Source organism: Rhizobium sp. LEGMi-198b, from assembly GCF_054114205.1.
Map to the genome: position 1 here is coordinate 567,882 of NZ_JBSYVH010000004.1, position 12,596 is coordinate 580,477.

Genomic DNA, 12,596 nt, shown 5'->3' on the forward strand with positions numbered 1-12,596 from the left:
AGATCGTCATGGGCACTTTTCGCCACCGCCAACAACAGGCGGGATTGATCTATGACCTGCTGCCGCCCGAACGCGCATTGGGTTCGGGACTATCGCGCCGCTTTGGGCCGAAGCCGGATGTCGTCGACGCCGAGTTCGTGACGGTCATTCCCAGCCGCATCAGAACCGCCTCGGGCAGCAACGCTCGCGACGGGGCTTTCCGCCCCAGCCAATCGCCGCGGCCGGCTCCCAAGGGAGCTTTCCTTCATGCGCTCACGGGCCTGCGCCTTGCCGAAGGCTGGCTGCAGCAAGCCTCGCGCCGCAGCTTCGTGGCGCTCATCGTTGCTCTGGCCATTCTGGTCTTCGGTCTTGCCGGCGGTTTCTCGGGATTGTCGGGTACGCCGGCACAGGCCACCTCGGAGCCGCTGCAATTTTCCCATGTGACGCTGACGCCGCGCGACGAGAATGGCATGCGGGTGCTCACCGTCAACGGCATCATCGAAAACGAGACCGGCGCCACGCTCTCGGTGCCGCCTGTCCGCGCCGATATCTTCTCCGGCGGTCAATTGCTGACAAGCGTGGTGGTGAACCCGCCAGTAAACCGTATCGGGCCGCATGAGAGCCGCGGATTTTCCACGCGATTGCAGCATCCCGGTGGAAAAATGCCGGATGTTCGCCTCTCCTTCATGCCTTAGGGGGTGTGTCGGCCCTCAGGTTTGTGCTACGGGCTAGAGCTTGATCGGCGGACAAGCGCCGAAAATAGCCATGGAGCATGCCAATCAATGCCTGTCGTACGCGGGAAGAATATCGAGCCGCTTTTCACCGCCGAGCAGATCGCCGAGCGCAATCGCGCCATGGCGAAGGAAATCGCCAGCGGACCGACGAAGGATCTCCTCGTCATCGCCATTCTCAAAGGCTCGTTCATCTTTGCCGCCGATCTGCTGCGTGCGCTGCATGAGACGGGACTGGCGCCGGAAGTCGAGTTCATCACGCTCTCGAGTTACGGCGCAGGCACGGTCTCCCAGGGCGTGCGCATCGTCAAGGACATCGACAGCGATGTCAGGGATCGCGATGTGCTGCTGATCGATGACATTCTGGAATCCGGCCGCACGCTGCGATTCGCCAAGGAATTGCTCTATGAGCGCGGCGCCCGCCACGTCACGCTTGCCGTGCTGCTCGACAAGAGCGTGAAGCGCCAGGAAGAGCTGGAGGCCGATTATGTCGGCTTCGAATGCCCCGATTATTTCGTCGTCGGTTACGGCATGGACGTTGCCTATGCCTTCCGCGAGTTGCCCTTTGTTGGCGTGGTAACCGGGGACGCCTGACGTATCGGGAGCCAAGTATGGCTGCCGTTTTGGGACAATCCAACGCTCATACAAGCTGTCCCAATATGCTCCAGCGATGACGACTCATTAACCACGGAGCCGCATCGCACCGCCGTCGTTTACCGATCGCAAACGGAATTCTGGTGATTTCGGTCGCGGAACATGACGGACCACGGAGCATAGACCATGGCAAAAATTCTGATCACCGAAGACGAAGATTCTCTTCGCACCTTTGTCGCGCGCGCCCTGCGCTTGGACGGACACGAGACCGAAGAGGCGGCCGATGGTGCCGAAGGTCTGGAAAAGCTGAAGCAGGGGGCTTACGACCTGTTGCTCTCCGATATTCGCATGCCGGTGATGGACGGTATCGAACTGGCGCATCAGGCTGCCTCGACCTGCCCTGGCATGAAAATCCTTTTGATGACCGGCTATGCCGAGCAGCGCGAACGCGCCGACGACCTCATGGAAAAGATCGTCGATGTTGTCGCCAAGCCCTTCGCTTTGCCGGATATCCGCAAGGCCGTTGCCCGCGCGCTGGCGGCTTAAGCAGTTATGTCAGACAATGACCTTCGCCCGTGGCGGCGAAGGTGGCGTCAGCTCTTCTCTTACTGGCCAAGATCGAGCAGGCGCTCCAGATAGCGCCGTTCTTCCGAAAATGACGGGTTGTTGCTCAACCGCTCGCGGATCGCATCGAGGATTTCGCGGGCGCGTTGCGGATCGATGATGTTCGGTATCTTGTTTTCGTTTGCATCATCAAAGAAGTTGCCATCGTTGCGTTGACGGCCGAGAGGATCGCGGCCGTTCTGATTACCTTGGCCAACTTGTCCCTGCTGCTGACCTTGGCCCTGACCCTGCTGTTGCTGCATCTGCGCCATAAGCTGGTTCATCATATCGCGCGTGCCCTTGCGTAGGGCGTCCAGCGCGCGGCCCTGGCCCTGTACGGCGGCTTCGCCATTGCCCTGGGAGAGGTCGCCGGAGGCGCCCTTCATTTCCTGTTGAGCCTTGCCGTAATTCTGGTTCGGCTTCATGCCCATGGAGCCGAGGTCCTTTTGCAGTTCGCCGAGCTGCTTGCCGAGTTCATCCTGCTGCTTGCGCAATTGCTTCAGCGCATCACGCAGTTGATCGGCAGTCATATTATCAGTCTGATTGTCGCCCTGCTGTTTCTGACCCTTCTGCTGGCCTTGCTGTTCCTGGCCCTGCTGCCGATCCTGCTGCCCCTGATCCCGCTGCCCCATATCCGGCTGTGTCGGATCGGTCAGATCCGGCATGGGCTGGTTCAGCGCATCGTCACCATCTTCGTTGGGATCGCCGCGCTGCATGCGGTCGCGCATGGCCTGGTCGAGCTTGAAGGTCTGCTCCATCAGCTTCTGCTGGTCGCGCAGGATGCGGCCGAGCTTGTCCATCTGCTGGCGCATCTTGTCGTTGGCTTCGTTCTGCTGCTGGTTCTGACCGCGTTGCGGCCGTCCGGCCTGGAGGCTGTTCATCATCTGCTGCAGTTCGGACAGCATCTGCTGCGCCGCCTGGCGGTTGCCGGAACGGGCCAGATTTTCGATCTGATCCATCATCCGCTGCAGGTCCTGCTGGCGCAGGATATTGGCCGACTTCTGGTTTGGCTGCGCCGGCATGTTCTTCATGCGCTCGGCGAGCTCCTTCATATAGTCGTTCATTGCCTTGCGCAGTTCGTCCATCAGCTTCTTGATCTCGGCATCGGACGCATTGCGCTGCAGGGCCTCGGAGAGCTTCTGCTGCGCGTCGCGCAGCGCCTTTTCCGCATCGGTCAACTGTGCGTCTTCCATGCCGAGCGCGATCTGCCACAGATAGTCGGCAGTATCCTTCAGCGCGATATCGCCCCGAGCGAGTTTCATACGGGTCAGTGCCGATTCGAGCAGCAGGTAGTTGCCGAGATCCGGGATCGTCTCATTCGGCCGGATCGTCAGCGACCGATTGAGTTCAATCGCCTCCGGCATTTTGCGGGTGTCCAGCGCGAAAACCTGGCGTTCCTCGGCAACGGCGGCAGCGAGCGGCTCGGTGAAATTGCGCGAGGGCAGGGTCATTTCATAGGGTGCGCTGCGGCCGGTCTGGCCCGCGCCGTCGCGGGCGACGAGGGTAATGCGCACCTGCCTGCCGGCAAGCGGGTCCTGCGTCAGGTCGTGGCTCGCCAGCCCTTTGCCGTTACGGCGATCCCGGCGCGAAATCTCCAGCTTGTATTCCGGCAGGCCGTAAAGCGGCGTGGCTTTGGGATCGGTCTCCACAGGCACGATTTCGGCATGGGCCTCCTCGATGCCGTAGTCGTCCTTGACTTTGAAGCCCATTTCGAGCGCGCCGTTGGGGTTGCCGTGCGGAATACCGTCGAAGGCGATTTCCGGCGGCTTGTCGGTGACCACTTTGAAGGACCAGGATTTGCCGTTGACGGTGAGCTTGCCGCCTTTTTCGAGCTTCAGCACATGGGTGCGGGCGACCATGGCGTCGGCGCCAGCCGGAGCGGCGGCGTTGTTGGACACCGGTTGTACGGCCGGAGGCGTGGCGGCATTGCCGTTCGCCGGCGGCTGCTTGCTCGCATCCGCCGCCTGCTCGGGGATTTCGGCGCCGGTGTCGCTGCCGCTGCCGCTGCCGGCAGCCTGAAACAAGACCTTCTCATCCGTCGAAGCGCCGGTGACGCGCACGGTAAGTTCGGAGAATTGCGGTACGTTGACGCTGTCGCCCGTGTTAGCAGCACTGCCCGTCAGGTAGACGGGGGCTTCCCCGGTATAGTAGGGCGGCGTTACCCAGGCATCGACGCGCAGGTCCGGATTGATCGACGTCTCGGCCGGAGCAGTGAAGGCATCGCTGAGCGCGCCGCCGCTGTTGGACATGGAGAAGCTGAAAGCAGTGACCAGCAGCAGGGCCGGAATGGTGCGGAGCGCGAAGCGGTCGTAACGGGCGATGTCAGGACGCGGCAGGCCGGCGTCCAGAGCCGCAATCCGCGCTGCCATGCGCTCCTGATGCTCCCGCCACAACGCCCGGGCAAAGGGTGTATCAAAAGCCGGCTCGTCCTCCTGTACGGTGACAGGCTGGTGGGCAAGGCCGTTGCGCTCCTCCAGCATCCGATCGGCTTCGGCGACCGTCGGCCAGCGCAGGCGGCGGAAGGGGAAAACGGAGACGGCAAAGGCGAGCGCGAAAACGGCAAGCAGGACGAGGCGCAGAGCATCCGGCGCGATGCGGAAAATGCCGAACCAGGCAGCCGAGAGGAAAAGAGCCAGGATCGAAAGCGGCACCAGCAGCAGGGGCAGGATCTGTTCCGAGATCAGTACCACCCGAGCAAAGAGACGCTTGACCGCAACCAGCCGCGCCAGCGCCGGACGGGTGGCGAGAGCGCCCTTCTTGAGGTTGCTGGGGCTGGTCATCGGTCCGGTTTTCTCCCCGCTCTGACGTTGATGGCTATCTCTCCCATGGAGATGGCGGGGCGTCGCATACGCCCGCAGTTACGGCGTCCGGCGAGACGCCTTTCACAGGAAGATAACATTCTTTGTGGCGAAGACGAGGGCAAGCGGCGGTAAAGGCCGCTTTTTCATCGGATTTCGCCGAAACGTGATCAAGCTGCTTGCTTGGGCGCGGCGCATGAATTCCATCCGAAAATCGCTTCGGATTTTCGAATTATGCGTCGAGCCAGGGCGGGATCGAATCGAGGCCAATCAGCTCTTCATAGGTCTTGCGTGGGCGAATGACGTGGAAATCGCCGCCCTTGACCAGCACTTCCGGCACCAGAAGCCGGCTGTTATAGGTGCCGGCCTGGACCGCGCCGTAAGCGCCGCCGGAGCTGATGGCGAGCAGATCGCCGGGCTTCGGCATCGCCATTTCACGATCGAGAGCCAGGTAGTCGCCGGTCTCGCAGACAGGGCCGACAACATCGGCCTTGATGCGCGGGGCGTTGGCGGCGGTGATCTCGACGGCGCGGATTTCGTGATAGGCCTCGTAGAGCGTCGGGCGGATCAGGTCATTCATCGCGCCATCGACGATAACGAAGGTCTTGTTGCCGCCGTCCTTCACATAGATGACTTCGGTCACCAGGATGCCGGCATTGCCGACGATCAGGCGGCCGGGCTCAGTGACGATCTTGCAGTTCAGACCGCTCAATTGGTTCTTGACGATATGGGCATAGGCTTCCGGTACTGGCGGCGGGTTGTTGTCGTCGCGGTAGGGAATGCCGAGGCCGCCGCCGATATCGACATGATGAATATCATGGCCATCGCTGCGCAGCGTCTCGACGAGATCACGCAGCAGCTTGAAGGCGTCTTCGAAAGGCTGCAGCTCGGTGATCTGGCTGCCGATATGCATGTCGATGCCGGTGACCTTGATGCCCGGCAGGCTGGCGGCGCGGCCATAGACGGCGCGGGCACGTTCCCAGGAGATGCCGAACTTGTTTTCCTTCTTGCCGGTCGAAATCTTCGCATGCGTGCGGGCATCGACGTCCGGATTGATGCGGAAGGAGACGGGGGCGACCTTGCCGGCGCGGACGGCGCGCTGGTTCAGCACTTCCAGTTCCGGCTCGGATTCGACGTTGAAGCAGTAGATGCCGGCTTCAAGCGCCACGTCCATCTCCTCAGCGGTCTTGCCGACGCCGGAGAACATGATGCGGCTTGCCGGAATACCGGCCGCCAAGGCGCGATGCAATTCGCCGACGGAGACGACGTCGACGCCGGCGCCGAGCCGGCCGAGCGTCTTCAGCACCGCCTGGTTGGAATTGGCCTTCATAGCGTAGCAGACCATCGCGTCGACATCGCCGAATGCTTCGGAGAAGACCCGGTAGTGACGCTCGAGCGTCGCCGTCGAATAGACGTAGAAAGGCGTGCCGACAGCCTTGGCGATCTCGGGAACGGGAACGTCCTCGGCGTAGAGAATGCCGTCGCGATACTGAAAGTGGTTCACGGTCGATGCCTGTTTAGAGGAGGGGGTCGAGGAGGAACTTCTTGTCCTCGGTGCCCGGCTGTTTCGTCGGCTTGTTGACGTCGCCGCCCTTGGTCGCCGCTGCACTCGGCGGATCGAGATCGCCTTTGCGGCCACATCCGACGACGGCAAGGCCGATGACCGAAAGCACGACGGTCAGGCGGATGATATGCGGCATGTTGATCTGCATCGAAATCCTCTTGGGCGGCAAACGCGGAAAGCAGTCCTTCATAGCGAAGTTTCCGGGGCTTGTGCACCCTGATTGTTTGATTGTGGTTCCGGCGATTTTCTCAGTTGCGGGCGCGCCAATAGGCGATCTGCTTGCGCACTTCCGACGGCGCCGTGCCACCATAGCTTTTGCGGCTTGCGACCGAGGCCTCTACGGTCAGAACGTCGAAGATCTTGGCCGTGATGTCAGGGTGGATCGCCTGCAGCTCTTCGAGCGACAGTTCGGCGAGATCGCAGGACTTGCTTTCGGCGAGGGCGACGGCGCGACCGGTGACATGGTGGGCGTCACGGAAGGGCAGGCCCGCTTCGCGCACCAGCCAGTCGGCGAGGTCGGTCGCGGTCGAATAGCCGGAGCCGGCGGCGGCCTTCATGCGAGCGGTATTGATCGTCATATCGCGCACCATGCCGGTCATGGCGGCGACGGCCAGCTCCAGGCTTTCGGCGGCGTCGAAGACCTGTTCCTTGTCTTCCTGCATGTCCTTGGAATAGGCGAGCGGCAGACCCTTCATGATCGTCAGCAGCGCGACCAGCGAGCCGTTGATGCGGCCGGTCTTGGCGCGCACCAGCTCGGCGGCATCCGGGTTCTTCTTCTGCGGCATGATGGAAGAGCCGGTCGAGAAGGCATCCGAGAGGCGCACGAAGCCGAACTGAGGCGTCGACCAGATGACGATTTCCTCCGCAAGCCGTGACAGGTGCATGCCGGCGATGGCGGCGATCGACAGGAACTCGATGGCGAAATCGCGGTCGGAGACAGTGTCGATCGAATTGCGGGTCGGCTCGCGGAAACCGAGCGCCTTGGCCGTCATGTGACGGTCGATCGGGAAGCCGGTGCCGGCAAGCGCCGCGGCGCCGATCGGCGACTCGTCCATGTGCTCGATGGCGTGGCGCACGCGCGAACGGTCGCGACCGAACATTTCGACATAGGCCATGCAATGATGGCCGAAGGTGACGGGCTGCGCCGTCTGCAGATGCGTGAAGCCGGGCATGACGGTTTCAGCATGCTCTTCGGCGCGGTCGAGGAAGGCTGAGATCAGGTCGGTCAGCGCCTGCTCGCATTTCTGCAGCTCTTCTTTCACCCAGAGGCGGAAATCGAGCGCCACCTGGTCGTTTCGCGAGCGGGCGGTGTGCAGGCGTCCGGCAGCCGGACCGATCAGGGTCGCGAGCCGCGCTTCGACATTCATGTGAATGTCTTCGAGGCGGCGGGAAAATTCGAAATTGCCGGCTTCGATCTCTGACAAAATCGTGTTCAGCCCGTGAACGATCTTGTCTTTATCCTCGGTTGAAATGATGCCCTGATGGGCGAGCATGCCGGCATGGGCGATGGAGCCGCGGATATCCTGTGCAAACAGCTTCTTGTCGAAACCGATCGATGCATTTATCTCCTCCATGATTGCCGCGGGGCCGGAGGCGAAACGTCCGCCCCACATCTGGTTGGAGGATTTGGTGTCCTTGCCGTCAGCCATGAGATGCCTACCTGGAGAATGTAATGACAGCAAAGAAGCCGTTCGGTCTGCCGTCCGTGAAACTCGTTCTGCTTGCCGCCGTCGCCGGGGTCGTCGCCGGTGCGGCAGCGGTATACGTGAAGGAGATGGGGTATGGCAATGGCGTCCTTGAAATGGCCTCATCCGGACAATGCGAAACGGCGAAGGATCGCGCCGCGGCTCTGACACCCTTTGCCAAGGGTCAGGTCGCCGCCATGGCCGCACCGCAGACGCCGATCTCGCTGCAGGACGTAGCCTTCAAGGGTCCGGACGGTCAGCCGCTTTCAGTCGGCAATTTCTCCGGCAAGACCCTGCTGCTTAATGTCTGGGCGACGTGGTGCGTGCCCTGCCGCGAGGAGATGCCGGCATTGAACGCGCTGGAGAAGAGCGTGGGCAGCGACAAGTTCGAGGTCGTGGCCGTCAATATCGACACGGGTGACGACGAAAAGCCGAAGGCGTTCCGCAACGATTACGGCATAGACAAGCTCGGCTATTATCGCGACAACACCATGGGCGTCTTCAATGCGTTGAAAAAGCAAGGCCTCGCCTTCGGCCTGCCGGTAACGCTGCTGATCGACGGCAAGGGCTGTCTCATCTCGGCCATGAATGGCCCGGCGGCCTGGGACAGTGACGACGCGAAGAATTTGGTGAAGGCTGCGGTCGCGTTGTGAGGCCGTTTGCGTGAAACCCGAGATTTGGATCTGAGCGAATACGGGGTCATCCTCGGGCAAGGCTGAGATGAGAGGCTGGAATAATCGCCCAGCCGATTCTCTGTTTGAAAATCGATCCCGATGACCCAATCTTCAGCCTGCGCCCTGTCCGATGCATCAGCGCTGCCCTCCATCCTGGTCCAGGCTGCGACCTTGATGGATGCCGGTCGTTATGAGGATGCAATCAATGTGTTCCTCTCGGCTGGCGAGCTTGTCAGCCGTGAACCGATCGCGTGCAACACGCTGGGTTTTTTGCTGCTGAAAGTCGATAGGCCCCAGGATGCCATCTTGTGGTTCGAAACAGCACTCAGCCTCAAACCCGATTATGTGCATGCGATGTCCGGCCTTGGCATAGCATGTCAGGACGCCGGCGATTTTGCACGGGCGCTGTCGTGTTACGAGCGAGTGGTTGCCGCGCAGCCGGGCGATGCGGTCTCCTGGTATCATCAGGGAGTCGTGCTTCAGGAGCTAGGCCGATCGATCGAAGCTCTTTCAAGTCTCGAGCGGGCAATCTCCCTCAAGGGTGACTACGGTCTGGCTCTTTCCAAGCGCAGCCAGGTTCTCGAGTCGCTGCGCAATGTGCCGGATGCCATGCAAGAAGCTTTGCGCAACTGCCATCAGTCGCCAGAGGACCCGACATCATGGGCACGGCTTGGAGATCTTCTTCAGAAATCCGGCGATTTCGATCGGGCAATAGCAGCCTATGACAAAGGATTGGCGCGTTTCCCCGAGGACTTTCGCTGCCTTTGCAACAAGGCGCAGGCGCTGGAGGCGACCGGACGCTGGCGTGAGGGCCTGGCCACGGCTCAACGGGCGCTGCGTGTCGATCCGACCGATCGCGAAGCGCTGATGCTTTGCGGAAAGTTTGAGCTCAAGCTCGGAAATCCGGCGGCTGCGCATATTTGTTTTCTGGCGGTCGCCGAGATGGGCGTGGTCCGCAACTATCCGGCGGCGAAGAAGCCTGCAAAGTTTCGCGTGCTCCTGCTCTTCTCACCCGAATCTGGCAATACGCCTTATGAGGATCTGATCAGAGACAGTTGCTTCGACACGGAAGTGATCTTCGTCTTGCGTGGTTATCGCAATGACCCGCGGGTCCGCAGCGATAAAGTAGATGTCGTCGTCAATCTCGTTTCGGAAACCGACTTTGGGCTTGATGTGATGGCATCGGCCATCGATGTCGCCGATTCCCTGCAGCGGCCGGTCGTCAATCACCCGCGGCTGATGCTGGCGACGGATCGCGAATCCATCTCGCGGCGTCTGAGTGCCGTCGCGAACGCGGTCATGCCGGCGACGATTCGTATCGAGGCCAAAGACCTGCGGCGCCGGGTGCGCGACGGCGATACCGGCGCCTTTCCAATAATCGTGCGCCATACGGGCAAACATGGCGGCGATATGATGGAACTGGTGGAGGATGCCGATGCCCTGCTGGGCTTTGCCGAGGCGGCCGGAGAGCAGACCCTCTATCTGACGGATTTCGTCAACTACAGTTCACCCGACGGGCTTTTCCGCAAGTACCGCTTCGTCTTCGTGGGAGATGAGATACTTCCTTATCACCTGGCCATCGGCGATGGCTGGAAGGTGCATCATGTCTCGACGCGCATGGCCGACGTCGAATGGATGCGCAAGGAGGAAGAGGCCTTTCTCAACGACCCCGGCAGCGTCTTCGGGCCAGAGGGCATGGTCGCCCTCGATGCCATCCGCCGCCAGATCGGCCTTGATTATTTTGGTATCGACTGTTCACTCGATTCAGAGGGCAGGGTAGTAATTTTCGAGGTCAACGCGTCGATGCTGATTCACCTTCACAATGAGCGCTTTGAGTATAAGACGCCGCATGTGAAGAGAATCAAACAAGCGTTTGAGCTGCTTCTGGAGCGGCGAGCGCGCGAGTACCGCGCATCGGTTTCCGCAGCCGGCGCGCTATCGAATAATCTCTGAGTCAGTTACCGGCTCACCACCCGCCCTCGTGGTTCGAGACGGCCCTGCGGGCCTCCTCACCATGAGGACTGATCATCTTCACCCGACATAGCCTACTCCGACCTCATTCTGAGGTACGCAGACCAAAGGCCGAAGCCTCGAAGGATTAAGGTCGGCCCCCAGGCTGCCGAAAAGATCAGCGCGTCGGAACGGGCGTCTCGCCGCGGTAATCATAGAAGCCGCGGCCGGATTTGCGGCCGAGCCAGCCGGCTTCCACATATTTCACCAGCAGCGGGCAGGGGCGATATTTCGAATCCGCCAGGCCGTCATGCAGCACCTGCATGATCGACAGGCAGGTGTCGAGGCCGATGAAATCGGCGAGCTGCAGCGGTCCCATCGGATGGTTGGCGCCGAGCCGCATGGCGGTGTCGATGGCATCGACGGTGCCGACGCCCTCGTAAAGCGTATAGATCGCCTCGTTGATCATCGGCAGCAGGATGCGGTTGACGATGAAGGCCGGGAAGTCTTCGGCCACGGTGATCGTCTTTTCCAGCGAGGTGACGAATTCCTTTGCGGCGGAGAAGGTCGATTCCTCGGTAGCTATGCCGCGCACCAGCTCGACCAACTTCATCACCGGCACGGGGTTCATGAAGTGAATGCCCATGAAGCGCTCCGGCCGATCGGTCGCCGAAGCGAGGCGGGTGATCGAGAGCGATGATGTGTTGGTGGCGAGGATCGCCTCAGGCTTCAGGATCGGACAGACCTGCGCGTAGATCTTGCGCTTGACGGTCTCGTCCTCGGTTGCTGCCTCGATGGCGAGATCGACCTGGGCGAGATCGTTGAGATCGGAGGAGCCGGTGATGCGCGACAGCGCCGCCTTGCGGTCCTCGTCGCTCATCTTGCCGGAGGCGACGTGGCGGGCAAGGTTGCCGTTGATGGTGGCAAGGCCGCTTTCGATGCGATCCTGCGACAGATCGTAGATGTGAACCTTGTAGCCGGCCATGGCGGATACATGGGCGATACCGCAGCCCATTTGGCCCGCGCCGATAATACCGATCGTCTTCAGCGAACTCATTGCCCAACTCCCCGGCGGCGCGTTCTTGGTGGCGCGCCATGCTCTTCATCATAAATTTGCCGGACTATTCCTAGCCCGGCAAGATTGATAGCTCTATAAAGGACAATTTTCCAGTCTTTCGCAACTGCGAAAAGACCGATCGGCGCGATCACAGCGCCTTTTCGAGTTCCGGCAGGGCCTCGAAGAGATCGGCGACGAGGCCGTAGTCGGCGATCTGGAAGATCGGGGCTTCTTCGTCCTTGTTGATGGCGACGATGACCTTACTATCCTTCATGCCGGCGAGATGCTGGATGGCACCGGAGATGCCGCAGGCGATATAGAGTTGCGGTGCCACCACCTTGCCGGTCTGGCCGACCTGCCAGTCGTTCGGGGCATAGCCGGCATCGACGGCAGCGCGGGATGCGCCGACGGCCGCCCCGAGCTTGTCGGCAACGGGAAGAATGACTTCCTTGAACTTCTCCGCCGAACCGAGCGCGCGGCCACCGGAGATGATGATCTTCGCCGAGGTGAGCTCCGGACGGTCGGACGCCGACAGCGCATCGGCAACGAAGCTGGACAGGCCGGGATTGGCGACCGCCGGGATTGCCTCGATGCTGGCCGAACCACCGTCTGCGGCAGAGGCGAAGGAAGCGGTGCGCACGGTGATAACCTTCTTGGCATCGGTCGACTGCACCGTCTGGATGGCATTGCCGGCATAGATCGGCCGCTTGAAGGTATCGGAAGACACCACCTCGATGATTTCCGAGACCTGGGCGACATCGAGCAGGGCGGCAACCCGCGGCATGACGTTTTTGCCGACCGAAGTGGCCGCCGTCAGGATGGTGTCATAGGAAGCGGCCAGCGCCACGATGAGGGCTGCGAGCGGCTCGGCCAGATTGTTGGCGAGGCTGGCATCGTCGGCTAGCAGCACCTTGGAGACGCCGGCAAGCTTGGCTGCCTGCTCGGCCGCAGTGTTGGCGCC

General features: G+C 61.4%; 11 protein-coding genes. 5 read left to right on the forward strand and 6 right to left on the reverse strand.

The window, feature by feature from the left end; translation table 11 throughout:
• Positions 1 to 8: 8 nt before the first annotated feature.
• From ACXHXG_RS19230 to ACXHXG_RS19240, 3 genes are all read left to right on the forward strand, one after another.
• The gene (locus ACXHXG_RS19230) at positions 9 to 674 is read left to right on the forward strand and encodes a hypothetical protein (RefSeq protein ID WP_104824524.1); all 666 of its coding nucleotides are present in this window, start codon (positions 9 to 11) and stop codon (positions 672 to 674) included.
• A gap of 87 nt (positions 675 to 761) precedes the next feature.
• A complete protein-coding gene (gene hpt, locus ACXHXG_RS19235; RefSeq protein ID WP_104824523.1) occupies positions 762 to 1,304 on the forward strand; it encodes a hypoxanthine phosphoribosyltransferase in 543 nt (180 codons plus the stop codon).
• A gap of 186 nt (positions 1,305 to 1,490) precedes the next feature.
• Positions 1,491 to 1,850, forward strand: a complete 360-nt coding sequence (locus ACXHXG_RS19240; RefSeq protein WP_104824522.1) for a response regulator — start codon at positions 1,491 to 1,493, stop codon at positions 1,848 to 1,850.
• Between the two features lie 59 nt (positions 1,851 to 1,909).
• On the opposite strand, the gene ACXHXG_RS19245 is transcribed toward ACXHXG_RS19240, so the two are convergent.
• The 4 genes from ACXHXG_RS19245 to argH all read right to left on the reverse strand — a co-directional run bounded on the left by ACXHXG_RS19245 (position 1,910) and on the right by argH (position 7,918).
• A complete protein-coding gene (locus ACXHXG_RS19245) occupies positions 1,910 to 4,687 on the reverse strand; it encodes a TIGR02302 family protein (RefSeq protein ID WP_283047681.1) in 2,778 nt (925 codons plus the stop codon).
• A 250-nt stretch (positions 4,688 to 4,937) separates the two neighbouring features.
• Positions 4,938 to 6,209 (reverse strand): diaminopimelate decarboxylase, encoded by a 1,272-nt coding sequence (gene lysA, locus ACXHXG_RS19250; protein WP_457900276.1) that lies wholly within the window; start codon positions 6,207 to 6,209, stop codon positions 4,938 to 4,940.
• A gap of 13 nt (positions 6,210 to 6,222) precedes the next feature.
• Positions 6,223 to 6,417: an LPS translocon maturation chaperone LptM gene (lptM, locus tag ACXHXG_RS19255; RefSeq protein ID WP_028754825.1), complete on the reverse strand. Its 195-nt coding sequence runs from the start codon at positions 6,415 to 6,417 to the stop codon at positions 6,223 to 6,225.
• Positions 6,418 to 6,517: 100 nt separating this feature from the next.
• Entirely contained in the window at positions 6,518 to 7,918 is a 1,401-nt protein-coding gene (gene argH / locus ACXHXG_RS19260; RefSeq protein WP_283047677.1) for an argininosuccinate lyase, read from the reverse strand.
• 23 nt (positions 7,919 to 7,941) lie between these two features.
• On the opposite strand from argH, the gene tlpA reads away from it, so the two are divergent.
• The gene (tlpA, locus tag ACXHXG_RS19265; protein WP_457900277.1) at positions 7,942 to 8,607 is read left to right on the forward strand and encodes a thiol:disulfide interchange protein TlpA; all 666 of its coding nucleotides are present in this window, start codon (positions 7,942 to 7,944) and stop codon (positions 8,605 to 8,607) included.
• 120 nt (positions 8,608 to 8,727) lie between these two features.
• Positions 8,728 to 10,581, forward strand: a complete 1,854-nt coding sequence (locus ACXHXG_RS19270) for a tetratricopeptide repeat protein (RefSeq protein WP_285168410.1) — start codon at positions 8,728 to 8,730, stop codon at positions 10,579 to 10,581.
• Between the two features lie 175 nt (positions 10,582 to 10,756).
• On the opposite strand, the gene ACXHXG_RS19275 is transcribed toward ACXHXG_RS19270, so the two are convergent.
• The gene (locus ACXHXG_RS19275) at positions 10,757 to 11,635 is read right to left on the reverse strand and encodes a 3-hydroxybutyryl-CoA dehydrogenase (RefSeq protein WP_104824516.1); all 879 of its coding nucleotides are present in this window, start codon (positions 11,633 to 11,635) and stop codon (positions 10,757 to 10,759) included.
• A 148-nt stretch (positions 11,636 to 11,783) separates the two neighbouring features.
• Positions 11,784 to 12,596: electron transfer flavoprotein subunit alpha/FixB family protein (locus ACXHXG_RS19280; RefSeq protein ID WP_457900278.1), on the reverse strand; the 813-nt coding region annotated here is incomplete at its 5' end.

Excerpts from the sequence above, each read along its gene's own strand:
- ACXHXG_RS19230 (WP_104824524.1), top strand. The coding sequence starts at position 9 with ATGGGCACTTTTCGCCACCGCCAACAACAGGCGGGATTGATCTATGAC.
- hpt (WP_104824523.1), top strand. The coding sequence starts at position 762 with ATGCCTGTCGTACGCGGGAAGAATATCGAGCCGCTTTTCACCGCCGAG.
- ACXHXG_RS19240 (WP_104824522.1), top strand. The coding sequence starts at position 1,491 with ATGGCAAAAATTCTGATCACCGAAGACGAAGATTCTCTTCGCACCTTT.
- ACXHXG_RS19245 (WP_283047681.1), bottom strand. The coding sequence starts at position 4,687 with ATGACCAGCCCCAGCAACCTCAAGAAGGGCGCTCTCGCCACCCGTCCG.
- lptM (WP_028754825.1), bottom strand. The coding sequence starts at position 6,417 with ATGCAGATCAACATGCCGCATATCATCCGCCTGACCGTCGTGCTTTCG.
- argH (WP_283047677.1), bottom strand. The coding sequence starts at position 7,918 with ATGGCTGACGGCAAGGACACCAAATCCTCCAACCAGATGTGGGGCGGA.
- tlpA (WP_457900277.1), top strand. The coding sequence starts at position 7,942 with ATGACAGCAAAGAAGCCGTTCGGTCTGCCGTCCGTGAAACTCGTTCTG.
- ACXHXG_RS19270 (WP_285168410.1), top strand. The coding sequence starts at position 8,728 with ATGACCCAATCTTCAGCCTGCGCCCTGTCCGATGCATCAGCGCTGCCC.
- ACXHXG_RS19275 (WP_104824516.1), bottom strand. The coding sequence starts at position 11,635 with ATGAGTTCGCTGAAGACGATCGGTATTATCGGCGCGGGCCAAATGGGC.